This window comes from Capnocytophaga sp. oral taxon 902 (assembly GCF_013394735.1).
GTDB lineage: Bacteria > Bacteroidota > Bacteroidia > Flavobacteriales > Flavobacteriaceae > Capnocytophaga > Capnocytophaga ochracea.
The window spans coordinates 2,487,749-2,511,296 of the sequence record NZ_CP058261.1; the positions used below are offsets into that span (position 1 = coordinate 2,487,749).

Sequence of the window (23,548 nt, forward strand, 5' to 3'; positions counted from 1 at the left end):
GGGGCAAAGATACGACAATTTTTTATATTTCGTTTCTAAAGATAGTATTTTTTAATAAAAACTCAAGAAGTAATAAAACCACAGCAATTATCGCTAAGGGTCTGAACTTCTCATCTACCTCAGTGTATTTAAACTCTTCAATTTTGGTAGTCTCCATCTTGTTGATTTCATTGTAAATCTGTTGGAGCTTCTGGTTGTCAGTGGCACGAAAGTATCTCCCGTGTGTTACTTCAGCTATCTTTTTCATTAGAGGCTCATCTATTTCCACTTGTAACATACGGTACATTATGCTACCGTCAGGATTGAGTGCGTAAGGAGAGAGCGCCGTTCCATTGGAGCCTATCCCTATTGTATATACTCTAATACCATACTCAGCAGCCAACTCAGCTGCGGTTTGTGGGTCTATAAACCCTGTGTTGTTCACCCCATCGGTAAGGAGGATAATAACTCTACTCTTGGCTTTACTTTCTTTGAGTCGGTTTACAGCCGTTGCCAGTCCCATACCGATGGCTGTGCCGTCTTCTATTTGTCCATAAGTAAGTTCAGAAAGAGCGTTTAAGATAATACCTTTATCCGTAGTCACAGGAGTTTTAGTATAACTTTCCCCTGCGTAGATAACAAGTCCAATACGGTCGTTAGGACGGTCTTTTACAAATTGTGAAGCTACCTTTTTTAGTGCTTCAAAACGGTTAGGCTTTAAGTCTTTTGAAAGCATACTCGCCGATACGTCTATTGCCATTACAATATCTATCCCATCAGTAATCTTTGTGTGTGCGTTTTCTGAATGGGTTTGTGGGCGTGCTAATGCTATAATTAATAAGGCCACTGCCAATAAGCGCAAGGCAAATAAAGAATGGTATAAATGGTCTTTCCACGAACTCATCTTCTTAAAAGCGATAGTGGAAGATATAGTTACATTCGGTTTAGATTTCTTATTCCAATGCCAATACCACGCCACCATTAGTGGTAAGACTAATAGTAACCAAAAGAACTGTGGATTGGCGAAAGTAATATTTTTAAGCATATTATTCTGTTTTAAATACAATAGAATTGATAACTCTTTGTGCTATCTTATCGGCGTTAGGTTCGTCTATATGGGTGATAAGAACTTGTTGGAGTGCATTGTTTTCAGTAAAACTGTACAGCTCATAAGAAGCGCTAAAATATTTACCTTTCTCATTAGGAATACTCATTTTGCCAAAAACTTTTATACCTTTTGCACCGCCGGGCGAGGTGTATTCTTCCTGCAAGGTAGTGATGTTCTTCGCCTTAGCTTTATCCAATTGCGAAAGCACTATTTCATTCACCTTTTGTGGGTCTAAGGTAAGTCCACCGCCTTGTTCCTCTTGTTGAGGTGCTGTATGTTGGGCGTCTTTCTTAAAGGTAATGATATTGGTCATTATGTATAAAGGTGAATTAAGACTGCCGTAATAGAAAGTATATTGCTTATCTATAATCGATTTGTATTCCGTCACGTCTACTATTTGCTTGCGAATGAGTATCTCTGGGGTAGTGAGCTCAGTAATAGGATAACCGTAATCACTTGTTACCCACTCGCTGCGATTGATACTCGCATAAGTATTGAAGTATTTGTTGTACAAGATACTATATCCCATAAGCAATACAGGAGCTAATACTACAAAACAAAGCGCGACGATAAGAGCCACTCGGTTGCGTCTTTTTCTGCGTTCTCTTATTTTCAGTACGCTCATTGCGAAAGCGTCTTGTGTAGGTACTTCCCCTTCGGCTACTACCACAGGGATAGCCTCTTTGGTTTTGATAACCACATTCTCAATAGTCTCACGGTCGTATTCAGCATTGTTGTCCGAGGGCTTACTCTTGGCAAATTTCACCAAGTCGGCATTTTGTAATACCCGTTTGAGGTTACTGATAGTTTCTTCCGATAAGTGTAGCTTTCCTGCTTCTTGCAAAACATTAATTTTAGCCAGAAGCTCATCTGTGGTACTCTCTTTGGCTAAAATATGCACCTCGTCTTCCAAGTATTCTTTTACAATATCGGTAAGCCGAGTATAATAGGCTTTGTGTTGCGATTCTATAAGGTATTTAGAATTTTGTAAGTCTTTTAGGTCTTGTATGGCGCGCTCAAAAGGAGGTAACTTTTTGCGCTCTTCTTCAGCCGTTAGTTTTCTCTTGCGGAAGACGAAGAAGTATAATCCACTTGCTACTAAAAGGAGTCCTATAATTCCTAAAATAATCCATAACCACATACGTGAAGCCGTAGGTGAGGCTACCTCGGTAATAGGTTTAATGTCGTATAAAGGCTGTTTGAGCGTATCTACCGCTACGGTATGTACTTCTACGAGTAGCGAATCGGTATAGTAGTCTTTGTTACTGATGTGTATCCTTTGTCGCGGAATGGTGTACTTCCCTTCATCAAATTGGGTAAGGTAGTAGGCTTTTTCCAAACGAAACTTACCTCCCTCTTTCAAGGTATCAGTAGGGTCGGCTTTTACCATTTCTAGCGGACTAAAACTCTGTCCTTCCGGAAATACCACAGCCGCATCAGCAGGGGCTTCTACCGATATCTTGTATTCTATCTGTTCTCCTATTTTTATGTTCTTTGTATTAGTCTCTACCTTCACCTCTTGTGCGTAAAGAGTAGGAAATACAAATAATATTAATATGAAATATAATATTCGTCTCATTTTACCGCTTAATACTTAATTTAGTCTCTTACCTCTTCTTATCTCTTACCTATTTTTAAAGTATCCCAACAGCTTTTGGGTATAACTCTCATCGTCTCTACAGCTCACTACCCCTGCACCCGATTTTTGCCAAAGCGTCTCAAAATAGTTCACCGTCTCGTGATATTGTTTTGCATATTCATTTCGCACTGCCGATGAAGCGGTGTTCACACGCATCAGCGCTCCCGTTTCAGCATCTTTTACCATCACATAACCTAAGTTAGGTAGTTCAGTTTCTTTTTTGTCATAAATGCGAATACCGGTAATATCGTGTTTTCTGGCAGCTATCTGTATAGGTTTCTCATAGCCTTTATCCATAAAGTCCGAGAGCATAAACACAATCGCTTTTTTCTTCGTTACCCTACTGAGGAACTGTAAAGCCTCCGAGATATTAGTCTTAAAACTTTTGGGCTGAAACTCTATAAGCTCTCTGATGATGCGCAACACGTGCGATTTCCCTTTTTTAGGTGGAATATACAGTTCTATTTGGTCAGAAAAGAGTATCAAGCCCGTTTTGTCGTTATTCTGTAAAGCTGAGAACGCCAAGGTAGCTGCTATTTCGGTAATCACTTCACTTTTGAATTCCTGTTTCGTGCCAAAAAGCTCACTACCGCTCACGTCTATCATCAACATAAGCGTAAGTTCGCGTTCCTCTTCAAATACTTTTACAAAAGGCTCGTTGTAGCGCGCCGTTACGTTCCAGTCGATATTGCGAATATCATCACCAAACTGGTACGGACGTACTTCGCTGAAAGTCATACCCCGACCTTTGAAGGTAGAGTGATACTCCCCTCCGAAAATATTATCGGAGAGTTTGCGCGTCTTTATCTCTATCTTGCGTACCTTCTTTAATAGTTCTTTAGTATCCAAAATTAATTAACTATTTTAATGCCTTTTAAAACTCTCGTAATTGTCTTGTACATCAGCAATGAGTTGCTCATTGATGCTTTGTATATCAAACTTTTTTTCGTCCCACGGCAAGTCGTAACCACACCGAGAAAGCCTCTCCTTGTAGTTTTTCACCTCTGCTTTAGGTTCGCCTATTTCGAGTACTTCTATCATTGTTTGATACCCCAAATACTGCCACTCATTCACATACCCAACTGTGAGCCCTTGCTGGCTTTACCTTTTACCTTTTACCTTTTACCTTTTATCTTTTACCTCCTATGGTACTTCAATAGTATTCACTATCTTGTGAATCATCTCTACTGAGGTAATATTCTCAGCCTCTGCTTCATAGGTGATACCGATACGATGGCGCAATACGTCAAATACTACCGCACGTACGTCCTCAGGAATTACATAACCACGACGTTTGATGAAAGCATAACATTTTGCCGCCATTGCCAAGTTGATACTACCACGTGGCGATGCCCCAAAGCTAATAAGTGGTTTAAGCTCTGCCAAGTTGTATTTTTCAGGATAACGAGTCGCAAAAACAATGTCTAAGATGTATTTCTCAATCTTTTCGTCCATATACACCTCGCGCACGGCTGTTTGTGCTTTTAGGATTTGTTCCAAACTCACTGTTTGGTTCACCACTGCATAACTATTGCTGAGGTTGTCGCGCATAATCCGTTGCTCTTCGTCCAATTTAGGATAATCAATAACTGTTTTAAGCATAAAACGGTCTACTTGTGCCTCGGGTAGTGGGTAAGTTCCTTCTTGCTCTACAGGGTTCTGAGTTGCCATTACCATAAAAGGAGCGTCTAACTTAAAGGTCGAATCACCAATGGTTACTTGTCGCTCTTGCATTGCTTCCAATAGGGCAGACTGTACTTTGGCAGGCGCACGGTTAATCTCGTCAGCCAATACAAAGTTCGCAAAGATAGGTCCCTTTTTTATAGAAAACTCGTTTTGTTTGATGTTGTAGGTCATTGTTCCTATCACATCGGCAGGCAATAAGTCCGGCGTAAACTGGATACGGCTAAACGACCCGTGTACTGATTTAGCAAGGGTGTTGATGGATAGCGTTTTTGCTAGCCCAGGTACCCCTTCCAAGAGGATATGTCCTTTGCCTAATAACCCTATAAGCAGGGCATTTACCATATGTTTTTGCCCTACAATCACCTTGTTCATCTCATTGGTGAGCGCATCGATAAACACACTTTCACGCTCTATCATTTCGTTTATCTGACTGATATCTACAGATGTTCTTTGTTCCATAGTACAAATTATTTTTTTAGCGTTTTTCTTTAATACAAATACTGTGCCGTCTTGTTATTAGTACGGGTTACAAAAGTATTTTTTTCTTACTAAACCGACAAATATTTTTGTGAATAGCCAAGAGCAACTATTTTAAATATGGTGGTATTCATCGTTTCTATTCATTTTCTTTAATTTCTACATCATTTTTGTAATATCTTTTTATAATTCTTTTTTCTCCTTCAGCTGGGGGAACAAATTCTATCACTAATACTCCGTCTTTTTCATAAGGTTCTTTATAGTGCCCTTCGCTTGGAAATTCTAATAGCCACAACCCTTCTCTTTTTCCCTTTTCATAATAGCCCTTACTTGTAAAATACTGATTTTTCTCTTCCCAATATCCTTCCTTTTTCCCATCAACATAGTAGCCTTTATTTCTATCATCTTCGTTTACTTCTTCCCAATAGCCATCTTTTATCCCATTTTTATAACAACCTTTTGATTTTTGTCCCAAGTTATTACTTTCTACCCAAAAATCTTCTTTTTTTCCATTAGCATTTAACACCCCTTTTCCTTCATAATTAAAGCTTCTCAAATCTATCCTCTCTCCATTTATTCGTATTTCATAGTCCAAATAAGAGTACAAAAACCGATAGTAATCACTTGTTTCTGAATTCCAATTATTGGGTCTATTTACTATATATCCTTCTTTGAGAGTATTGTTTTCAAAATTGGCATAAAAAAGAGTATCCATTTCCCCTCTATAAAAATTTAAATTATCATCTAATTTTCTAGGGGCATAACTCAACAAAAACGCTCCGTTAAGTTTCCCCTTAACCACTGAATATTTAGATTTAATAGTAGGGTAATCGTAATTCCCTGTCTCCTTATGTAACATAGATATATGCATATCATAAAGAAAAACTCCTATATCATTCGTGTCTCTTGTATAAGTTTTTATTCCACAAGAAACGAGCGTACACAATACAATAATAATAGCTATTTTAAATATGGTGGTATTCATCGTTTCTATTCATTTTCTTTAATTTCTACATCGTTTTTGTAATAGGCTTTTATAATATCTTTTTCTCCTTCTGCTGGTGGAACAAATTCTATCACTAATACTCCGTCTTTTTCATAAGGTTCTTTATAATGCCCCTCGCTTGGAAATTCTAATAACCACAAACCTTCTCTTTTTCCTTTTTCATAATAGCCCTTACTTGTACAAACACGACCATCTTCTATCCAGTAACCTTCCTTTTTCCCATTGACATAGTAGCCTATTCCTCTTGTATGTCCTATTGTTTCATCCCAATAGCCATCTTTTATCCCATTTTTATAACAACCTTTTGATTTTTGTCCCAAGTTATTACTTTCTATCCAAAAATCTTCTTTTTTCCCATTAGCGTTTAACATCCCTCTACCACTTAAAATTTTATCTAATTCTACGCGTTCTCCATCTATTCGCACTATAATATTTAATATTAAACATAAAGAGTGATAGTAATGATAAGCTCCAAACCTTTCATTTACCAAATATCCTCTGGGAGTATTTTTCTCAAAATTAGCGTAAAAAAATGTATCTTTCTCTTTATAGTAGTAGCCTTCATTATTTTTCGTTACATCATAACTAAATAAAAGTTCTCCGTTAAGATTTCCTTTTACTACTGAATATTTACATTTAATATTAGGATAATCATAAATTCCTGTTTTTTTATGCATTATAGCATATTGTAAGTCCCTAAGAAATTCTTTTATATCAGAACTCTCTCTCGTTTGTGTTTTTATCCCACAAGAAACAAGGGTACATAATACAGTAATAATAGCTATTTTAAATATGGTGGTATTCATCGTTTAACTTTTTAATAATTTCAAACTGAAACTCAAAGAACCCAAAATGCTGACTTGCATAGTCCATTATGTTATTTGAAATCCCTTCTGCAAAATAAATCTGGTGATAACGTTTCATTTTTTGCAAGAACTCTAACATCTGCTCTTTTATGGGGATATTTTTTTGCTCAGCTTTTATCCTTTTTTCAAGTTCAGCCTTAGTAATAGTTTCTGTTCCAAAAGTAATTGTATTACCTTTCATTTTTTGGTACTTAGAAATCCATTCTTCACAGTTTTCCTTAGAGGTTTTTACACTTTTTATAGCCCTCCCAATAGATTCATCTATATATTGATCTTCAAAGATATGAGGTAATCCCATTTTGTGAGCGGTCTCGTGCAATACAGATTCCGATGAAAGAATATATACAATCATAGAGAACATATATACATTATCATAGGATATAGCAGCTCCGTGATTACTATATTCTAACGGACTTAAAAATACTAAAACAAGATTTTTATACTCTTCTTCTTTTAGCTGTTTTTTATCTATATACAGGTGTCGTATCTGTTTGTAAAAATTTTCATCTGCAAATGAGATATCCTCAATTTCCATCTCTTCAATCTCTATTTCTGGAGGATAAACAACCCTTAGCCTGCTATAATAATTATTGCAAAGATATTTATAGAATAACCTTATATTCTCATCAAAGTCATTAGGAGTCTTAGTAAGCAACTCAAAGTCTATAGTTTTATACTTTTCATCCCTTACATTTTGTTTTAAAATATCTCTATTAATCTTTCTAAAATCATTTTCTTTATGCGATTTGCGAAAAACTTTTATAAACCTAAATTTCCTTTTAGAATGATAAACTTCGGTAGTAGGCTTTATGATTAAAAGCCCTACTTTTTGCCCTTTCTTATTTAAAAAAGTTACTTTTTGCTCCTCTGAAAACCCTTTTTTACATCTGATAAGCAATTTGTGTATCATAAAAGGTTCTTTATCCGTAGGATCATTACTTGTTGGGGCGAATACATCAAAATAATTTTCGCCATTTTTGTTCTCTACGGGAATAGTATAGAAATCTTCAGTAAAATATTTCTTTTCGAAAACAAATTCTTTAGTATTTATAGTTGTACCATCATCGGTGAACCCTATTTCAAACAAAGAGGCGTCATAGTCCAAGGTTATTTTGTCTTTTATTAATTTATCCCTATCGTTATAAGTTATTTTAAGAGACAATAACACCTCTCTTCCTGTCTTTTCCTTATGTTTTTCAAACATACGAAGATAAGAAGGAATATAATCTTCAGAACCTATTCTTATTCTGTTTTTTAGGTAATATTGGTCGTAAAGTTCTCTCCCCTTAGTGCATTTAGTAATACTACCCGCTTGAGTATCTTCTTTAATATAGCGGTCTAAATTATAGCTAATATCTTCAGGATCATTAAGGAAAGGTTCTGTAAAGACTGTGAAATTAGGTTTCTCGTTCACTGTCAAAGATATTGTTTTTTCATACCCTATACTGGGTACTTTAAGGGTAAATGTTGTAACTGGCATAATTCTATTTTTTAAGGTTTTACAACTTTTAGTTCTATTCTCTCTTCATCGTATTGTACCAAATAGTCTTTCAAAGTATTGTCTACAAGTCGTTCGCCATTATATTCATAACCTATTTCTGGGGTGCCTAACTCTATTGTAATTCTTTGTCCCTTCAAACCATAGGTATTCACTTTTAAATATATCATCTCTTCGTATTCAGTATCTCTTATTTCATCTGAACTTCTATCAGCAGCATAAAATTCTACCACTTTAGGTTTTGTTGTATAAGCAAGAAAAGTTGCGTCTGTCGTGTCTATCCCTTCAAAACTCTTTTTCTGTCCTGATTGTATGCATTTTGCTTTCCCTGTCTCAACTGTGTTAGACCCTGGCATTTGTCCTGTATAGCTAATTTCTGAGCCTTGCAATATCACTGCGTTGTTCTGAAATTTCACCGTGCCATATTCCTCCCATTGCCCCAAGGAAATCACTTGAAAACCATCGGCAAAAGTAAAGTTCATCGGTTGTCTCTCTACAATAGTACCTACAAGTTTTCCTTGTATCTTAGATGTTTTAGTAAGGGGTTTAAACGTTGCTAAATGTGCCCCAAACTGAAATTGTGCTCCATCTATTACAATCAGCTTATTTTTTTGTGATTGTACTTTCTTTTTCTGTGCTTCTTCTATCTGTTGCGCTTCATCTGAGTTGAGGCAACTCTCATAAAAAGCCATCTCCTTTTCGCTAAAATCATCATCAGTATATTCTGATAAAGACTTGTTTATTTTATCTTTTGACATAATAATGATACTTATTCTAATTTTTAGTTGATATTATAAATATCGCAACAAAAGTAGTTATTTATTTTGAATATTCCAAAAACAAACTTTATTTTCTGCGAAAGAACTCTTTTTATATATTTACTTCTCGTCCCTCTTCATCTGTCCGTGTGGCTTGCACCTTTTTTGTTCATCCTACTAGTTCCTTACCTCCGCCTTACATTCATCTTACATTTATAATTTGTTCATTTATCTTTCATTCATTAGTCACTTTTCATTCACTTTTCATTCACTTTTCATTCATTGTAGAGCCACTGTAGAGCCACTGTAGAGCCACTGTAGACCCACTGTAGAGCCACTGTAACCCCACTCTTTGTCCATCTATCCTATAAGTTTCCTATAATCTTTGTATAATTCCCTACCTCTAATTCACCATTAACCATTAACCATTAACCACTGACCATTCATCATTAATAATTAACTTTTTTTGCGTAACATATAAAAAAGTACTACTTTTGTCGCTCTAATAGCAAAGATATAAGAAATGAAGTTTGAAACTAAAGCCATTCACGGCGTAAGAACTGCCAATAAAAACACAGAAAACTGGGGAAGCACCATCAATATGGCTTCTACTTTCCCTATTGAAGAATACGGTGTAGAACAAGAGTTTGAATACGGACGCGTTTCAAACCCTACTCGTAAGGATTTTGAAAGTCTTATAGCTCAATTAGAAAGTGGCATACACGGATTCGGATTCTCATCGGGTATGGCTGCCATTTCTTCTGTTTTTACAATGTTTAAAACAGGCGACCATTTTGTGTTAGGCTTAGATATCTACGGAGGTACTTATCGCATTATGCACGATATTTTCAGTAAATTTGGTTTTGAAGCTACTTTTGTCGATATGACCGACCTAACCAAAATAGAGAAAGCTATTCGCCCTAATACAAAAGCCATCTTTATAGAAACACCCTCCAATCCTCTGTTAGACGTTACCGATATATGCGGGGTAATAGAAATCGCCAAGAAACATAATCTGCTCACTATGGTCGATAATACCTTTATGTCGCCCGTGTTACAACGCCCTTTAGAGTTAGGAGCCGACATAGTATTACACAGTGCTACCAAATATTTAGGAGGTCATAACGATATCATCGCAGGAGCTGTGGTGGTAAATGATGAAACCTTAGCCGAGAAAATACGTTTTGCACAAGTAGCCATAGGGGCATTGCTTTCTCCGTTTGATAGCTGGTTGCTCTTGCGCAGTATGAAAACCCTTAAACTAAGAGTCGAAAAAGCACAAGCCAATACCCTTAAACTATTAGATTTCCTTAAAACGCACCCCGAAGTAGAAAAGGTGTATTATCCTACTGATACACAAAATAAAGGAAAAGCAATACAAGAACGCCAAGCTTCTGGTGGAGGTTCAGTATTTTCTTTTACAGTAAAAACCGAAGCCAAAGCCAAAAAGTTTTTCGAGAGTCTAAAAGTAGCCCTTTTTGCAGTGAGCTTAGGAGGAGTCGAAACATTGGTAACTCACCCCAGTTCACTTACTCACACCGAGTTCCCCGAAGAAGAAAAAGTAGCACGAGGCGTTACCCGTACACTCATCCGCGTAGCAGTAGGAATTGAAGATGCTGACGACCTTATCGCCGATTTTAAACAAGCCTTAGAAAAATAATTTGTAAAAAATTTGCTGTTGATTCATTATTTATTTGTATCTTTGCCCGCTGGAAGAAAAAGAAGCTAACTTGTGAAGACACCCTATTTTAAACAATCTTTTCTTATTGTTTTATTTGCAACACTCATTTTCATTGGATTTAAGAACTGCTTACCCGCGCGTATTTTTCCCGAAACTAAAGCCTCAGGAAGCAATGTAGTAGTAGATAGCTTAATGTTGGAAGCCATTTCAGGTAAAGAAATCGACAAAGTACTCAGCCAAGCCAATGATTCTTTAGCACAAGAACAACGACTTAAAAAGTCTGACCAGTATCTTTTTTCTTTCTTTAAAAAATTAGAAGAGTTAGAACAAACTAAAAATGGTAAAATAAGAATCGCTTATTACGGCGATTCGATGACTGATGGCGACCTCATCGTGCAAGATTTGAGAGCTCTTTTCCAAAACGCTTTCGGGGGGTTAGGAATTGGCTTTTTGCCCATTGCTTCTGAGTCGGCTAAATCAAGAGGAAGCGTATTCCATTCTTATTCCAATACTTGGAAAACCCAATCTTATGTGAATGTAAAACGCCCTAAACGTCCTTTTGGTGTCTCTGGGCAAGTGTTCTTTACACAAGGCAATGGCACGTGGGTACAATATAGGTCATCAAACCAAGCTCATATTAGTCAGTTGTATGCACCAGCATTGTTCTATGGTGCTTCTGGTAATAAAGAAGCAAAAGTAGAAATTGCCTATAACGATACTGTAAGGGTAGTAAAATCATTAGACACTGATAAATTGCTGAATGTATTGCCTTTAACCGAAGGGGCAAACACTAAATCAGTGCGTATTACTTTCTATAAGTCCGATTCTATTCCTATTTATGGAGTGGGCTCAATGCAAGGTAAAGGCGTATATATAGATAACTTTTCAAGCAGAGGTAACTCAGGCTTACCCTTATCGCTCTTTAATCCTGATTTAATGAGAGCTTTCGATAGAGCGTTAGGCGGATATGACCTTGTAGTATTACACTTTGGTGCTAATGTACTCAATTACGGTACACTCGATTATTCGTGGTATGAACGCGGAATGACAAAGGTGATTAACCAGATAAGAGCTTGCTTCCCTCATACCTCAATTCTTGTTATCTCTACCGCCGATAAGTCTACTAAAGTAGAGATGGAGATGCAAACCGATAAAGCAGTAGTACCTTTGGCAAATGCACAACGGAAATATGCACAAGATACTCGCTCTGGTTTTATTAATTTATATGAACTGATGGGGGGTAGAGGCTCTATGAAACAATGGGTAGAGGCAAATCCACCGTTAGCAGGTAAAGACTATACTCACTTTAATCCAAGAGGAGCTAAAAAAGTAGCCCACCTCATCTATAATAAACTTATGGAAGAGTATGAGCACTATAAAGATCCTCGTAATAGTGAAAAAGCTGATGTGTTCCAAGAAAGAATAAAAGAAATTCAAACAGTACGAACCGTTACTCCTACTACTCAACCTAATGTAAATAGAACAAGAACACAAACTGTAACAACTCAACGAGTACAAAGTACAACGACTCAACGAGTGCAAAGTACAACGACTCAACGAGTGCAAAGTACAACGACTCAACGAGTGCAAAGTACAACGACTCAACGAGTACAAAGTGCGACTACTCAGCGAGTGCAAAGTACAACGACTCAACGAGTGCAAAGTACAACGACTCAACGAGTACAAAGTGCGACTACTCAGCGAGTGCAATCACCAACGACTCAGCGAGTACAACCATCAACAATTCAGGCAGTACAGAATATTACAAATAAAGTGCATAAAGATACTATTAAAGAAAAAAAAGACAATTTACATAGATAACATAACAAGATAGATAACACACTAAAAAAATAGAACAATGAAAAAGCGAACGCCATTCATAAAGAAACTAATAGCTCCTGTATTGTTTATCATTACAGTAGCCCTCTATTTTAATGTTAATTATACTACAGCTATTAATTTATCTTCACTTACTTCAAAGATAGTAAATATAGAGAATAAAGAAGGAATTGATAAAGATGCCTTCAAGGAAGCTATTCCCCAGCCTTTGGCATATGCTGCAGGTGATGATGACTCTCCTAAGGAGTACAATAATCTGTACAATGCCTCAGCCTTGAACCCTTTTTTCGAAAAGCTTGCTGCTTTGGAGAACTTGAAAGATAGGAAGATTAATATTGTTCATATTGGCGACTCTCACATTCAAGCCGATGTAATGACTAATATTGTAAGACAACGCTTGCAAGAAGAGTTTGGAAATGCTGGTTTAGGTTTAGTATTCCCGTATTCACTTATTAGAACTAATGGGGGACATAATGTGAGCTTTACTTCCAATATCTCTTGGAATAGTGAGAAGAATACTTCTTCTGCAACTGTTGGTATTACAGGTTATTCTCTTTCTACCAGTAACAAGAATTTTGTTATTGAATTGGACTTAAAAAATAAAAACTACACCTTTAATACGGTAAAGATTATTACCCCTAATAACGAACGTTTGTTCGAATTAGCTACCAATGTAGGTAAAGTAGCTCGTTTGAGACCTAGTGTGCCTAAAACACTTTCACACAAAGTAGAGCAAGGGCAAACACTTTATGGTATTTCAAAGAAGTATCACACTTCAGTAGAAAAAATACAACAAGCTAATAACTTAAAAAGCGCGCAAATAAGAATAGGGCAAGTATTGCGTATCCCTACTAAAGAGATGGTAGCTTCTACTCCTAAACAAAAAGTAGATTTATCTAATGCTACCATTTTAAACGGTAATTCTTTATATAGCTATTATTCTTATGATAATCTAACCCCTTCCGATAAGGTTTATCTCACAGCCAATACCGAGAACTCTTCATTTACGCTTAATGGAATTGTCTTAGAAAATGATAAAAACGGAGTTATATATCACAGCATAGGGGTAAATGGAGCTCATTTCTCTGATTATAACAAATCACAGCTCTTTTTCGACCAAATCAAAGCCTTAGAACCCGATTTAATCATTATATCTTTGGGTACTAATGAAGCTTATTGTCGAATGTCAGCAACTCGTTATGACGAAGAAGTAAATAAATTCATAAAAGCAATTCGCTCTCAATATGGTCAATGTCCTATATTGCTTACTACACCTCCGCCTTCTCTTTACAAAAAGAAAAGTCCTAACCCCTTGTGTATGGAATACGCCGATACTCTCATCGATAATTCAGTAAAAGATAATTACAGTGTTTTCGACCTTTATCGAGCTGTAGGAGGAAATGAAGCGATTCAACGCTTTATTCAGCAAAATCTTATTGCTGGTGACCGCATACATTACACAAGAAGTGGCTATACTGAGCAAGGAGCTCTCTTTTATGATGCTTTTATGAGCAATTACTTGAATTATAAAAAACAATATAAACTATCTTTAAAACCCTATCTAAATTGAGTATAGATGCCTTACTGCAATGGTTTATTGATACATTCACAACTGAAAACATCTCTAAATGGTTTGTTGATAATTTTTCATTCACAACCGAACAAGTAAGACAATGGTTCATTTATGACCCTAATCATCCACTATTATTTAATAGTAGTTTGTTTTTAGGGTTATTTTTGGTGTTTTATTTGGTGTATATTATTACCAAAAAACACGCTCATTTCCGTACTGTTTATGTTACCTTATTTTCCTTATTCTTCTATTATAAGGCAGGAGGTAACTTCTTTGTGTTGCTGATAATCTCCTCATTGTTAAATTATTTCTTTGCAGGACAAATCTATAGAAGACAGAACGCCTCATTGCGCAAGTTCTTCCTGGCAGTGAGTATGGTTGCCGATTTGGGTATTTTAGCCTATTTTAAGTATACTAACTTTTTAATTGATAGTCTCAATACACTGCTTCAAAGCAATTTTGCCTTACAAGATATAATCTTGCCTATAGGTATCTCGTTCTATACATTCCAAACAATGAGCTACACTATTGATGTATATCGCCGAGAGATAGAACCTGCTAAATCATTCTTAGATTTTACTTTCTTTGTATGTTTCTTCCCTCAATTAGTGGCAGGGCCTATTGTGCGTGCCAAGGATTTCATACCACAGATATACAAAAAAATAAGCTTAACGAAAGAAGAAACTTCTTTTGCTTTATTCCTTATCATTGGAGGACTAATTAAAAAAGCAGTTATTTCCGATTATATCTCTCTAAACTTTGTAGATAGAGTTTTCGATGCTCCTAATAGCTATACAGCTTTTGAGAACTTAATGGCAGTATATGGCTATTCTTTACAAATATATTGTGACTTCTCAGGCTATTCCGATATGGCTATAGGTTTAGCGCTATTAATGGGCTTCACTCTCCCCATAAACTTCCGTACTCCTTATCAGTCTAAAAATATCACTGAATTTTGGAGACGTTGGCACATTTCCTTATCTACTTGGCTAAAAGATTATCTTTACTTTTCAGTAGGAGGAAACCGCAAAGGTACTTTTTGGGGCTACTTCTTCCCGACCGTCTTTTTTGCTTCCACTTTGCTATGGGCATTTCATATGCAAGAAAAAACAATGTTGCCTCTTTACATTACCTTAGGGGCAATCGTTGTGTTTGTATTGGCTATACTTATCTCTAAAAACCGACAAAAATCAGTGCGTAGTCATTTCAACCAGATGACGACAATGCTCCTAGGTGGTTTATGGCACGGAGCTAATTTGCGTTTCATTATTTGGGGAGCATTACACGGGTTAGCTTTGGCTGTCCATAAAACCTTTACGGAGTTCTTTCCTAATAAGAATCCTGAGAAAAGAACTTTTTTTAAAGGAATCGCTAATATCATTTTTGTAGTGATTACTTTCCACTTTGTAGCTTTTTGCTGGATATTTTTTAGAGCCAAAGATTTCGATATCGCTTTAAGTGTAATCTACAATATCCAGTCTATAACTTATGATATTCATCAATTTCAAGTTATTGCCAAGGGCTATCAAAATGTATTTTTGTTAATGGCAATAGGCTTTGTTTGGCACTTTTTCCCCACCAGTTTAAACGAATGGCTTAAAAAGGTATTTGGTGCAATGCCTATTCTCTTTAAAGCAATTATTTTGGCACTTACTTTTTGGGTGGTATATGCCACTGCTTCAAGTGGAGCACAACCCTTTATTTACTTTCAGTTTTAGACGATATACATCTAAGTAAAAACTTAGTTTTTTACTCAAATAGAACAAATAAAAAAGTGATTACTTTCTCTTGAAAATAATCACTTTTTTAGTGTTTATATAGTTGTTCTATCCCAACTATAATACGCTTGCTAACGCTTTGTTTACTTCGCGTACTGCTCCGGTACTTTCAGCAAATTTGGCTTTTTCAGCATCGTTGAGTTTTACCTCTACAATTTTTTCTACACCATTTTTACCGATGATTACAGGTACCCCTACACACACATCCTTTTGTCCGTATTCTCCTTCGAGCAATACAGAGCAAGGGAAGAGTTTCTTTTGGTCGCAAGCGATTGCTTGTACTAAAGCTGATACGGCAGCCCCTGGTGCATACCAAGCCGAAGTTCCCAAGAGTTTAGTAAGAGTCGCTCCACCTACTTTAGTGTCTTCAGCAACCTGATTGAGGCGGTCAGCACTTAAAAACTCAGTTACAGGCACTCCACGATAGCTTGCCAAACGAGTAAGAGGTAACATACCGCTATCGCTGTGAGCAGCGATTACCATACCATCTACGTCTGAAATCGGACTGTTGAGCGCTTCTGCCAAGCGATATTTAAAGCGAGCGCTATCGAGTGCTCCACCCATACCAATAATGTGGTTCTTAGGCAACTTAGTAGCTTTATGTACCAAATAAGCCATAGTATCCATAGGATTGCTTACTACAATCACAATTACATTAGGTGAGTATTTTACCAATTGTTCTACAACCGATTTCACAATGTTTGCATTGGTACCGATAAGCTCTTCACGAGTCATACCTGGTTTACGAGGAATACCTGAGGTAATCACAGCTACATCACTGCCTGCTGTTTTTGAATAATCATTGGTTACCCCCACAATACGAGTGTCAAACCCATTGAGGGAGGCGGTTTGCATCAAATCCATAGCTTTACCTTCGGCAAAACCTTCTTTGATGTCAATTAAAACTACTTCAGACGCGAAGTCTTTAATAGCAATGTACTCTGCGCAACTTGCTCCTACGGCACCAGCGCCTACTACTGTAACTTTCATATAATCTATTATTTAAGTCAGGAGAAGCCTCCTGATGGTTATTTTCAAGCAACAAAAGTAAGGACTTTTAGCAAATCCTCCAAATTATCTTTAAAAATATTTTTGACATTCTTTTTACTTTTTCATTTTATGCTATGTGCTTTTTATGTACTTTTGCACTTTCAAAACTAATAAACCATTCAAAATGAAAGACACTTATTTTGTGGTGGGCATCTCCACCGAAGTCGGTAAGACCGTCGTTTCGGCTATCCTTACCGAAGCTCTCCAAGCCGATTATTGGAAACCAATCCAATCTGGCGATTTAGAAAACTCCGATACTCATAAGGTAAAACGTCTCATTAGCAACTCCCGCACGGTATTTCACCCTAATAGTTATGGGCTACACACACCTGCTAGTCCACATCTTTCTGCTCAGTTAGATGGCGTTCGTATTGAGCTTTCCAAAATTGTGCGTCCTACTACCGATAACACTTTAATTATTGAAGCAGCAGGAGGTCTCTATGTTCCTTTAAATGATGAAGATACTATGCTCGATCTTATCCTCCCCACCGATAAGGTAGTGCTCGTCTCTCGCCACTATTTGGGTAGTATTAATCATACAATGCTCACTTATGAGGCCCTTAAAAACAAAGGACTCAACGTTCACGGCATTATTTTCAGTGGTACCTCCACACCGTCTACCGAGGAGTTTATTCTTCATAAAACAGGACTCCCCGTGCTTTTACGTATAGATGAAGAACCTTATTTTGATAAACAAGTTGTTAAAGAATATGCCAGCAAACTAAAAATATAATACAAAATGTTATATTTTGTAGTAAAAAATAAATTTGTAATCTAATGATAATCAATATGTCATATGCCCTTTGAATAACAATCTTCCAAGATTCGTTCAAGCTTCCTATAAGCTTTGTATAGGTTAAGGATAAATTGAGAAGAGGAAAAATCTATCTATAAATTTGCACAGCTTATAAAATCTTTTTATCTTTGCACCCGAAAAAAAATGTACATAATAATCATTAAATTAATATTGGAATGTATTTAACAAAAGAAGTAAAAGCGGAAATTTTCAAAAAGTACGCAGGTTCAGAAACCAACACTGGTTCAGCAGAAGGGCAAATTGCTCTTTTTACCCTTAGAATCAATCACCTTACAGAACACTTGAAAGTAAATCGCAAAGATTTTAATACCGAGCGTTCCTTGGTGAAATTAGTAGGTAGACGCAGAAGTTTGCTCGATTATTTGAAGAACACAGATATCGAAAGATACCGTGCGATTATCAAAGAGCTAAACATCAGAAAATAAGCAATAGTAAGGAGGCTTTGTGCCTCCTTTTGTTTATTACAGCAGTTTTTCATTGGTTAGACCCTAAAGCCCACAACACAACAATTATTAATTATTAATTAACAATTAAAGAATGATTCCAGAAGTAAAAAAAGAAATCATCGAATTAGGTGATGGTCGTATCATCACTATCGAAACTGGCAAGTTGGCTAAACAAGCCGACGGTGCTGTTGTGGTGCAAATGGGCAATGCGATGCTATTGGCTACTGTAGTATCTGCAAAAGAAATCAATCCTGAAACTGACTTTTTGCCTCTTACTGTAGACTATCGTGAGAAGTTTGCAGCAGCAGGTCGTTTCCCTGGGGGCTTTTTCAAACGTGAAACGCGCCCTAGCGACCAAGAAATCCTTACAATGCGCTTGGTAGACCGCGTATTGCGTCCACTATTCCCTAAAGATTATCACGCTGAAACTCAGGTGATGATTCAGCTTATTTCTCACGACGAGAATGTAATGCCCGACGCTTTGGCAGGTCTTGCTGCCTCTGCTTGTTTGGCAGTGTCCGATATTCCGTTCGATGGTCCTATTTCCGAAGTACGCGTAGGTCGTGTAAACGGTAAATTTATCGTAAACCCAAGCCGTGAACAATTAGAAGCTTCTGATATTGATATTATGGTAGGTGCTTCTAAAGACTTTGTGGCAATGGTAGAAGGTGAAATGGACGAGGTGAGCGAAAAGGATATGGCTGAAGCTATCAAATTCGCACACGAGGCTATCAAACCTCATATCGAAGCACAATTGCGTTTGGCTGAAAAAGTAGGTAAGACCGAAAAACGTACTTATGAGCCAGAAGTAGAAAACGAAGAGGTAAAAGCAAAAGTATATCCTTTGGCTTACGAAAAATGCTATGCTATTGCCAAAGAAAATACAACCAAACAAGAACGTGGTGAAAAGTTCAATGCGGTAAAAGAAGAATGCTTGGCACTCTTCACCGAAGAAGAATTAGAAGAGCTTACTCCTATCATCACTCGTTATTTTGACGAGGCTGAAAAAGAAGCCGTGCGCAACCTTATCTTAAACGAAAATATTCGTTTAGACGGTCGTAACACTACCCAAATACGCCCTATTTGGTGCGAAGTAGGCTATTTGCCATCAGCACACGGTTCATCTATCTTTACACGTGGTGAGACCCAATCGCTTACTACCGTTACGTTGGGAACTTCACGCGAAGCAAACGTAATCGATTTGCCTTCAGAACAAGGTGAAGAACGTTTCTACTTGCATTACAACTTCCCTCCTTTCTCTACCGGTGAAGCACGTCCGTTACGCGGAACATCACGCCGTGAGATAGGTCACGGTAACTTAGCACAACGCGCCCTCAAACGTATGATTCCTGAGGATTGCCCATATACCGTGCGTGTAGTATCCGAGATTTTGGAATCTAACGGTTCATCATCTATGGCTACCGTATGTGCAGGTACTTTAGCACTGATGGACGCAGGGGTACAAATGGTAAAACCTGTATCGGGTATTGCTATGGGACTCATCACCGATGGCGAGCGTTATGCAGTACTTTCCGATATCTTAGGTGATGAAGACCACTTAGGTGATATGGACTTTAAGGTAACCGGTACAGCCGATGGTATTACCGCTTGCCAAATGGATATCAAAATTAAAGGTCTTTCTTACGAAATACTCGAAAAAGCTTTGAACCAAGCCCGCGAAGGACGTATGCACATCTTAGGCAAAATCACCGATACGATTGCAAAACCTAACCCTACTGTGAAACCTCACGCACCTAAAATCGTTAAGATGGATATGCCTAAGGAATACATCGGAGCATTTATCGGTACGGGTGGTAAGAACATTCAAGATTTGCAAGCGCGCACCAATACTACTATTGTGGTAGAAGAAGTGGGCGAATTGGGCATCATAGAAATCTTAGGTACCGACGAAGCTGGTATTCAAGAAGCTATTGAGGCAGTAAACGCAGTGAAATTTGAACCTGTAGAAGGAGAAACTTACACTGTAAAAGTAGTGCGCTTGGTAGAATTTGGGGCTTTTGTAGAGTTTGTTCCTGGTAAAGACTCTTTGCTCCACATCTCTGAAGTATCTTGGGATAGAATTGACAAAATAGAAGATGCTCTTAAAGAGGGTGATATTATAGAAGTTAAGTACCTCGGTATCGACCCCAAAACCAAGAAAACAAGAGTATCGCGCAAAGCTTTGTTGCCACGTCCACCGCGTGAAGATCGTCCTAAGTCTGACAAGCCTTACAACGACAAGCCTCGCAACGACCGCAATAAAGGACACAATAATCACCAAAAACCACGTCAAGAATAGGCGTATGTTATAAGAATTTTTGTATTCATAATATTTTTAAAACCGAAGATTTTGTACTTTTATAGTATAAAGTTTTCGGTTTTTCTTTTTTTTAGTATCTTTGCCATCAGATAAAAGATTTCAAAATGAAACCCTTTCTAATTTTAATAGTAACTGATGTGATTGATGCACCTATAGCATTGGTATATAACATTGTTACTGATAACAAGAACTTTCAGTGGCGAAAGGAAGTGGAGAATATTGAGTTATTAGAAGACGGTTTTATTGAATATTACAAAGGTGGGGGACACACGTTTTTTAAGAATATTCAGAAGAAAAAAAATGAGTATTATGCCTTTACAATGCAACACAAACTATTCTATGGAGAATGGGAAGGAAAGTTTGAATCGTATAACGGAGGTACTAAAGTTTGCTTTAAAGAGAAAATACATATCAAAAACTTCTTTTTAAGACTTATTGCGCCTCTCTTTTGGAATTTAAAACGGATACAACAAAACTATATTACCGCATTAAAAGCAGAAGTATATGGAAACAAATAAATATATACACTTGTGGTTACCCATAATGGGACTACACGCTTTGCATCAAGTAGAAGAGAGTATTTCATTCTGGCAATGGTATATTGACTTTGTAGATAAGATACCCCAATGGTTGCAACTCCCTAGAGTTGCTGAGAATGCTCATTTAGCCAATGAACACCCTGAATATTTTATAGGAGCTTCTATAGGACAACTCGTTTTGGTAGTGGTCATTGCTTTTTTATGTCGAAAGAACGAAAAAGCTACAAGAATTGCTCTTGGGATATACCTCGCAGGATTGACTTTCTTCTTGGTATGGCATATCTTGGTAAGCTATTTCACCCATTCTTATTCCCCAGTAATGGTAACCTGCCTCATAGGGGTTTATCTCATCCCAAAATGGGGGTGCCAGTTGTTTAAAAGATAGAAACCAATGACTATTTCAGAAATTATACAAACCTACAGATCACTTGGTTTAGAATCCTCGTTGAATTATAATGAGTTCAACAAGATTCTTATTACCAGTCACTCTACCCGTATAGAAGGCTCTACTTTAACTTTAAACGAAACTCGCGTACTGATTGAAGAAGGCAACACTCCTAATGGTAAGCCTCTATTGTTTGCCAATCAAACTAAAGATCATTATGAGGCATTAAATTTTGTACTAAAAGAAGCTACACAACAACGACTTCTATCAGTAGCTTTTATTCAGGAAATAGCTGCCAAAGTTATGAAAACTACAGGAGAAGTGCTTACTAATGCCTTAGGTACTGTAGATGCCAGCAAAGGCGAATTGCGTAAGGTGAGAGTAACCGCAGGAGGTGTATCGTTTATGAGTTTTGAAAAAGTACCAACAGCATTAGAGCAGTTAATAAAAAAACTAAATGAGTTACTCCCTAAGCAAACTACCGAAGAAGCTCAATTAGTACTGTCATTTTATGCTCATTATGAGTTAGTGAACATTCACCCTTTTCTCGATGGCAACGGCAGAACCTCACGCCTGCTGATGAACTTTATTCAACAGTGGTATGGTTTGCCTTTGGGTATTGTATTTGCAGAGGATAAAGCAGCTTATTACGAGGCTTTGAACTCTGTGCGAACAAACGAAAACTTTGAGGCATATAATGCTTTTATGTTCAGTCAGTATACTAAGCATTTACAAAATGAGATTGCTAAAGAGAAGGATTTTAGAGAAAAAGAAGACAAAACCATAGAATGGAAATTTTAAAATAGAAAAACAACTATGAAAAAATGGATTATAGGAGCGGTGATTGCCGTGATAGCCGTATTAGGCTTCTTTATTTATCGCGCTGTACTGGTGAGCAATACAGCTTTTCAAACCAAAGAAGAAATAGTATATATCCCTACAGGAGCCGATTTTAGCGATGTGTTGCACGTGATGAGTCCCTTGTTGAAAGACCGTACTTCTTTTATCCAAGTAGCTAAGCGTATAGGTTATGCCGATAAAGTAAAAGCAGGTAAATACATTATCAAAAAAGGGGCTACCAATATAGATATTGTGCGCACTCTTCGCAATCGTAATACCCCAGTAAAACTCAAATTCAACAATCAGGAGCGATTAGAAGACTTTGCAGGACGTATCGCTGCACAAATAGAGCCTGATAGCACTACTTTAATGCGTGCTTTTTTAGACGCTAACTTCCTCAAAGAAAACGGTTTTACCGATGCTACTGCATTGGCAATGTATATCCCCAATACGTATGAGTTCTATTGGAATACCTCTGCCGAAGAATTTCGCGACCGTATGCTCAAAGAATATGAGCGTTTTTGGACACCTGAACGCAAAGCCCAAGCCCAAAAGCAAGGGCTTACGCCCATAGAAGTGAGTATATTGGCATCAATTGTACAGAAAGAAACGGCTAAAGTAGACGAGCGTCCCCGCATAGCAGGGGTTTACTTGAACCGCTTACATATCAATATGAAATTGCAGGCTGACCCTACTGCTATCTTTGCTATGAAAAACCATACGGGTGACTATAATATGGTAATAAAACGTGTTACCGAGGTGCATACAAGTTTGCTAAACCCTTATAATACTTATCGGAATTACGGTTTACCTGTGGGACTTATCACGATGCCCGACATATCGAGTATTGAAGCTGTGCTCAACCCTGAGCAACACGATTATCTCTTTTTTGTTGCTGATACTGAAAACTACGGTTATCACAAATTTTCGCGTACCTATATGCAACACCTACAAGGGAAAAAGCAATATACAAGATGGGTTGATGACAAAGGAATTAAATAGAAGATGATTAATGGTTAATGGTGAAATTAGGGGTAACTTATACAGAGCTTATAGGATAAACGAACAATGAGTGGCTCTACAGTGGGTCTACAGTGGGTCTACAGTGGGTCTACAGTGGGTCTACAACGAACAAAAGACGAACAAAAGACGAACAAAAGACGAACAAAAGACGAACAAAAGACGAACGATAAACGAACGATAAACGAAGGAACAACGAATGTAAAGTGGAAGTAAAGTGAAGGAGAGATATATTAAAAAGGT

22 protein-coding genes are annotated in these 23,548 nt (G+C 37.3%); 12 read left to right on the forward strand and 10 right to left on the reverse strand.

Translation table 11 applies throughout. The features are described from left to right. Nucleotides 1-22: 22 nt before the first annotated feature. From HW278_RS10660 to HW278_RS10700, 9 genes are all read right to left on the reverse strand, one after another. Complete coding sequence (locus tag HW278_RS10660; protein WP_178977792.1) at nt 23-1,024, reverse strand: vWA domain-containing protein; 1,002 nt, start codon at nt 1,022-1,024, stop codon at nt 23-25. Nucleotide 1,025: 1 nt separating this feature from the next. Beyond that, the gene (locus HW278_RS10665; protein ID WP_178977793.1) at nt 1,026-2,666 is read right to left on the reverse strand and encodes a hypothetical protein; all 1,641 of its coding nucleotides are present in this window, start codon (nt 2,664-2,666) and stop codon (nt 1,026-1,028) included. A 45-nt stretch (nt 2,667-2,711) separates the two neighbouring features. Continuing rightward, a complete protein-coding gene (locus HW278_RS10670; RefSeq protein WP_009411879.1) occupies nt 2,712-3,575 on the reverse strand; it encodes a DUF58 domain-containing protein in 864 nt (287 codons plus the stop codon). Between the two features lie 15 nt (nt 3,576-3,590). Further along, nucleotides 3,591-3,767 carry a hypothetical protein gene (locus HW278_RS10675; protein WP_178977794.1) on the reverse strand — a complete coding sequence of 59 codons (177 nt, stop codon included), beginning with the start codon at nt 3,765-3,767 and terminating at the stop codon, nt 3,591-3,593. A gap of 102 nt (nt 3,768-3,869) precedes the next feature. Then, nucleotides 3,870-4,871, reverse strand: coding sequence for an AAA family ATPase (locus HW278_RS10680; RefSeq protein ID WP_002671404.1), 1,002 nt, complete (start codon nt 4,869-4,871; stop codon nt 3,870-3,872). Nucleotides 4,872-5,028: 157 nt separating this feature from the next. Next, on the reverse strand, nt 5,029-5,874 hold the full coding sequence (locus HW278_RS10685) for a hypothetical protein (RefSeq protein WP_178977795.1): 846 nt from the start codon (nt 5,872-5,874) through the stop codon (nt 5,029-5,031). Between the two features lie 5 nt (nt 5,875-5,879). Beyond that, nucleotides 5,880-6,701 (reverse strand): hypothetical protein, encoded by an 822-nt coding sequence (locus HW278_RS10690; RefSeq protein WP_178977796.1) that lies wholly within the window; start codon nt 6,699-6,701, stop codon nt 5,880-5,882. Continuing rightward, entirely contained in the window at nt 6,682-8,241 is a 1,560-nt protein-coding gene (locus tag HW278_RS10695; RefSeq protein ID WP_178977797.1) for a hypothetical protein, read from the reverse strand. The genes HW278_RS10690 and HW278_RS10695 overlap by 20 nt, the downstream gene beginning before the upstream one ends. An 11-nt stretch (nt 8,242-8,252) precedes the next feature. After that, on the reverse strand, nt 8,253-9,017 hold the full coding sequence (locus HW278_RS10700) for a hypothetical protein (protein ID WP_178977798.1): 765 nt from the start codon (nt 9,015-9,017) through the stop codon (nt 8,253-8,255). A gap of 523 nt (nt 9,018-9,540) precedes the next feature. On the opposite strand from HW278_RS10700, the gene HW278_RS10705 reads away from it, so the two are divergent. From HW278_RS10705 to HW278_RS10720, 4 genes are all read left to right on the forward strand, one after another. Continuing rightward, nucleotides 9,541-10,677: a trans-sulfuration enzyme family protein gene (locus HW278_RS10705; RefSeq protein WP_178977799.1), complete on the forward strand. Its 1,137-nt coding sequence runs from the start codon at nt 9,541-9,543 to the stop codon at nt 10,675-10,677. Between the two features lie 72 nt (nt 10,678-10,749). Then, nucleotides 10,750-12,519 carry a GDSL-type esterase/lipase family protein gene (locus HW278_RS10710; RefSeq protein WP_178977800.1) on the forward strand — a complete coding sequence of 590 codons (1,770 nt, stop codon included), beginning with the start codon at nt 10,750-10,752 and terminating at the stop codon, nt 12,517-12,519. Between the two features lie 37 nt (nt 12,520-12,556). Next, nucleotides 12,557-14,107 carry a LysM peptidoglycan-binding domain-containing protein gene (locus HW278_RS10715; protein ID WP_178977801.1) on the forward strand — a complete coding sequence of 517 codons (1,551 nt, stop codon included), beginning with the start codon at nt 12,557-12,559 and terminating at the stop codon, nt 14,105-14,107. Then, on the forward strand, nt 14,104-15,828 hold the full coding sequence (locus tag HW278_RS10720; protein WP_178977802.1) for an MBOAT family O-acyltransferase: 1,725 nt from the start codon (nt 14,104-14,106) through the stop codon (nt 15,826-15,828). Before HW278_RS10715 ends, HW278_RS10720 begins: the two co-directional genes overlap by 4 nt. Before the next feature lie 117 nt (nt 15,829-15,945). Here the strand turns inward: HW278_RS10720 and HW278_RS10725 are convergent, their stop codons facing one another. Next, nucleotides 15,946-16,878, reverse strand: a complete 933-nt coding sequence (locus tag HW278_RS10725; RefSeq protein ID WP_009418361.1) for a malate dehydrogenase — start codon at nt 16,876-16,878, stop codon at nt 15,946-15,948. A gap of 184 nt (nt 16,879-17,062) precedes the next feature. Between HW278_RS10725 and bioD the strand changes: the two genes are divergently transcribed. From bioD to HW278_RS10765, 8 genes are all read left to right on the forward strand, one after another. Beyond that, entirely contained in the window at nt 17,063-17,671 is a 609-nt protein-coding gene (gene bioD, locus HW278_RS10730) for a dethiobiotin synthase (RefSeq protein ID WP_178977803.1), read from the forward strand. Nucleotides 17,672-17,910: 239 nt separating this feature from the next. Next, on the forward strand, nt 17,911-18,180 hold the full coding sequence (rpsO, locus tag HW278_RS10735; protein WP_002671426.1) for a 30S ribosomal protein S15: 270 nt from the start codon (nt 17,911-17,913) through the stop codon (nt 18,178-18,180). Between the two features lie 112 nt (nt 18,181-18,292). Continuing rightward, nucleotides 18,293-20,500 (forward strand): polyribonucleotide nucleotidyltransferase, encoded by a 2,208-nt coding sequence (locus HW278_RS10740; protein ID WP_178977804.1) that lies wholly within the window; start codon nt 18,293-18,295, stop codon nt 20,498-20,500. A 125-nt stretch (nt 20,501-20,625) separates the two neighbouring features. Continuing rightward, on the forward strand, nt 20,626-21,039 hold the full coding sequence (locus HW278_RS10745; protein ID WP_178977805.1) for an SRPBCC family protein: 414 nt from the start codon (nt 20,626-20,628) through the stop codon (nt 21,037-21,039). Next, on the forward strand, nt 21,026-21,445 hold the full coding sequence (locus HW278_RS10750) for an HXXEE domain-containing protein (RefSeq protein ID WP_178977806.1): 420 nt from the start codon (nt 21,026-21,028) through the stop codon (nt 21,443-21,445). The genes HW278_RS10745 and HW278_RS10750 overlap by 14 nt, the downstream gene beginning before the upstream one ends. Nucleotides 21,446-21,451: 6 nt before the next feature. Then, nucleotides 21,452-22,246, forward strand: coding sequence for a Fic family protein (locus tag HW278_RS10755; protein WP_178977807.1), 795 nt, complete (start codon nt 21,452-21,454; stop codon nt 22,244-22,246). Between the two features lie 15 nt (nt 22,247-22,261). Next, complete coding sequence (gene mltG, locus HW278_RS10760; RefSeq protein WP_178977808.1) at nt 22,262-23,287, forward strand: endolytic transglycosylase MltG; 1,026 nt, start codon at nt 22,262-22,264, stop codon at nt 23,285-23,287. Between the two features lie 66 nt (nt 23,288-23,353). Beyond that, complete coding sequence (locus HW278_RS10765) at nt 23,354-23,521, forward strand: hypothetical protein (RefSeq protein ID WP_178977809.1); 168 nt, start codon at nt 23,354-23,356, stop codon at nt 23,519-23,521. Nucleotides 23,522-23,548: the final 27 nt, after the last annotated feature.

What these genes read in the sequence shown, in the direction of transcription:
- HW278_RS10660 (WP_178977792.1), bottom strand. Translation starts at nt 1,024, where the DNA reads ATGCTTAAAAATATTACTTTCGCCAATCCACAGTTCTTTTGGTTACTA.
- HW278_RS10665 (WP_178977793.1), bottom strand. Translation starts at nt 2,666, where the DNA reads ATGAGACGAATATTATATTTCATATTAATATTATTTGTATTTCCTACT.
- HW278_RS10675 (WP_178977794.1), bottom strand. Translation starts at nt 3,767, where the DNA reads ATGATAGAAGTACTCGAAATAGGCGAACCTAAAGCAGAGGTGAAAAAC.
- HW278_RS10680 (WP_002671404.1), bottom strand. Translation starts at nt 4,871, where the DNA reads ATGGAACAAAGAACATCTGTAGATATCAGTCAGATAAACGAAATGATA.
- HW278_RS10685 (WP_178977795.1), bottom strand. Translation starts at nt 5,874, where the DNA reads ATGAATACCACCATATTTAAAATAGCTATTATTATTGTATTGTGTACG.
- HW278_RS10690 (WP_178977796.1), bottom strand. Translation starts at nt 6,701, where the DNA reads ATGAATACCACCATATTTAAAATAGCTATTATTACTGTATTATGTACC.
- HW278_RS10695 (WP_178977797.1), bottom strand. Translation starts at nt 8,241, where the DNA reads ATGCCAGTTACAACATTTACCCTTAAAGTACCCAGTATAGGGTATGAA.
- HW278_RS10700 (WP_178977798.1), bottom strand. Translation starts at nt 9,017, where the DNA reads ATGTCAAAAGATAAAATAAACAAGTCTTTATCAGAATATACTGATGAT.
- HW278_RS10705 (WP_178977799.1), top strand. Translation starts at nt 9,541, where the DNA reads ATGAAGTTTGAAACTAAAGCCATTCACGGCGTAAGAACTGCCAATAAA.
- HW278_RS10715 (WP_178977801.1), top strand. Translation starts at nt 12,557, where the DNA reads ATGAAAAAGCGAACGCCATTCATAAAGAAACTAATAGCTCCTGTATTG.
- HW278_RS10725 (WP_009418361.1), bottom strand. Translation starts at nt 16,878, where the DNA reads ATGAAAGTTACAGTAGTAGGCGCTGGTGCCGTAGGAGCAAGTTGCGCA.
- bioD (WP_178977803.1), top strand. Translation starts at nt 17,063, where the DNA reads ATGAAAGACACTTATTTTGTGGTGGGCATCTCCACCGAAGTCGGTAAG.
- rpsO (WP_002671426.1), top strand. Translation starts at nt 17,911, where the DNA reads ATGTATTTAACAAAAGAAGTAAAAGCGGAAATTTTCAAAAAGTACGCA.
- HW278_RS10740 (WP_178977804.1), top strand. Translation starts at nt 18,293, where the DNA reads ATGATTCCAGAAGTAAAAAAAGAAATCATCGAATTAGGTGATGGTCGT.
- HW278_RS10745 (WP_178977805.1), top strand. Translation starts at nt 20,626, where the DNA reads ATGAAACCCTTTCTAATTTTAATAGTAACTGATGTGATTGATGCACCT.
- HW278_RS10750 (WP_178977806.1), top strand. Translation starts at nt 21,026, where the DNA reads ATGGAAACAAATAAATATATACACTTGTGGTTACCCATAATGGGACTA.
- HW278_RS10755 (WP_178977807.1), top strand. Translation starts at nt 21,452, where the DNA reads ATGACTATTTCAGAAATTATACAAACCTACAGATCACTTGGTTTAGAA.
- mltG (WP_178977808.1), top strand. Translation starts at nt 22,262, where the DNA reads ATGAAAAAATGGATTATAGGAGCGGTGATTGCCGTGATAGCCGTATTA.
- HW278_RS10765 (WP_178977809.1), top strand. Translation starts at nt 23,354, where the DNA reads ATGAGTGGCTCTACAGTGGGTCTACAGTGGGTCTACAGTGGGTCTACA.